This is a genomic window from Chrysiogenia bacterium (assembly GCA_020434085.1).
Lineage (GTDB): Bacteria > JAGRBM01 > JAGRBM01 > JAGRBM01 > JAGRBM01 > JAGRBM01.
In genome coordinates this window covers 1-1,794 of sequence record JAGRBM010000208.1, presented here as the reverse complement: position 1 = coordinate 1,794, position 1,794 = coordinate 1, and the positions used below count along the sequence as shown (strand labels likewise).

At 64.9% G+C, this 1,794-nt stretch carries 2 protein-coding genes; both read left to right on the top strand.

Translation table 11 applies throughout. The annotated features are described in order from the left end of the window. Positions 1-1,248, top strand: a 1,248-nt coding sequence (locus KDH09_06830) for a hypothetical protein (protein ID MCB0219392.1), incomplete at its 5' end; no start/stop codon positions are given. Between the two features lie 90 nt (positions 1,249-1,338). Beyond that, positions 1,339-1,794, top strand: a 456-nt coding sequence (locus tag KDH09_06825; protein ID MCB0219391.1) for a CoA transferase, incomplete at its 3' end; no start/stop codon positions are given.

Here is a 1,794-nt window from a genome sequence, read left to right as displayed (position 1 = left end):
GCCTGCGACGTCTCGGGCAATGCGATCATCACGACGCCCATGGGTGAGGGGCCGCTGGGCGCCTTCGCCGCCACCGGGCCGGTGATCGTTTCCACCGATCACCTCGTCTCGACCGAATACCTGCGCCGCCACAATGCGAGCGTGAAGCTGCCGGCGCACCTGGTGAGCGCCGTGGTGCACGTGCCCCTGGGCGGTCACCCGCGCGGGCAGACCAACGTGGGCTGCGAGGACCTCGACCAGTACGCCGACGATTACAACTTCCAGTACCTGGTGCGAAAGGCCGGGCGCGGGGGAGAGCAGGCCTTTCAGGAGTTTCTCGACCACTGGATTCTCTCCTGCAAGGATCAGGAGGAGTTCCTCCAGAAGCTCGGTTCCGATCGCATCCGCCGCCTGCGCGGCAAGGCCAACGGCAGCATGTGGCTCGAGGAAACCCTCGATGCCGCGGCCGGCGGGATCGGTGAGAACGATCAGCCCGGGCAGATGTCTCCCGACGAGAAGGTCTACGTCGGATCGGAGATGATGATCGTCGCCGCCGCGCGCAAGCAGGCCGAGCTGGCAAAGAAGCTGGAGCTGCGCAACGTGCTCGCCGGCGTGGGCGCGGCGAACCTCTCGGCGTGGCTGGCGCTCGCCAAGCTGCGCGACGAGGGCTACGAGTTCGAGACCATGGCCGAGATGGGCTACTTCGGGTACGAGCCCCGGCCGGGCGATCCCTACATCTTCAACTTCAAGAACACGCCCACCTGCCTGCAGACCAACGACATCCTGAGCATCCTCGGGATCTATGTGAACAACGACCGGAATCTGGGATCGCTGGGCGCCGCGCAGGTGAGCCGCTACGGCGACGTGAACTCCACCTGCATCCCCGGCAAGCTGCACCTGCTGGGCTCGGGCGGTGGCAACGATGTGGCCAGCGGCTCGGCCGCCGTGGTGGTGACGGCCTACCTGGGCAAGGAAAAGTTCAAGGAGTCCTGCGACTACGTCACCTCGCCCGGGAAGAATGTGCGCATGGTGGTGACCGACCGCTGCGTCTTCGAGAAAGAGCCCGGCAAGGAAGAGCTCGTGCTCACCGGTTACTTCGCCGGCGGGGCGCAGGGCTATGCATCCGAAGAAGAAGCCGTCGCCGACATCAAGAGTCAGGTGGGCTGGCCGCTCAAGGTCGCCGACAAACTCGAAGCCGTCGAGCCGCCCACGAAGGAAGAGCTCTACATCCTGCGGATGTATGACCCGCACCGGCAGTTTTTGCGATGATACAAACCGGGGGCGGGTACACCCCGCCCCTACACCGAAATCCGTAGGGGCGAGGTCTACTCGCCCTCTTTCGGCCTGAAGGAACACGCAATGTCCAAGTCCGCCCTCGAAGGGGTCAAGGTCCTCGACTTCACCCGCCTGCTGCCCGGGCCCTACGCGACGATGATTCTCGCCGACCTGGGCGCCGAGGTGATCAAGGTCGAGCAGCCAGGCATCGGTGATTACTCGCGCACCATGCGCAAGGACCTGATGCGCGGCGGGAACGCCTACAACTTCCTCATTCTCAACCGCAACAAGAAGAGCCTCTCGCTCGATCTCAAGAAACCCGGTGCCGTCGAGGTGGCGCGCAGGCTGGCAAAGGACTGCGACGTGCTGCTTGAGGGCTTTCGTCCGGGCGTGATGGACCGGCTGGGGCTCGGCTACGAAGCGCTCAAGAAAGAGAACCCGGGCCTCATCTACTGCGCGATCACGGGTTACGGCCAGGACGGCCCCTACGCGCAGAAGGCCGGGCACGACATCAACTACGTGGGCTATGCGGGCCTCGTC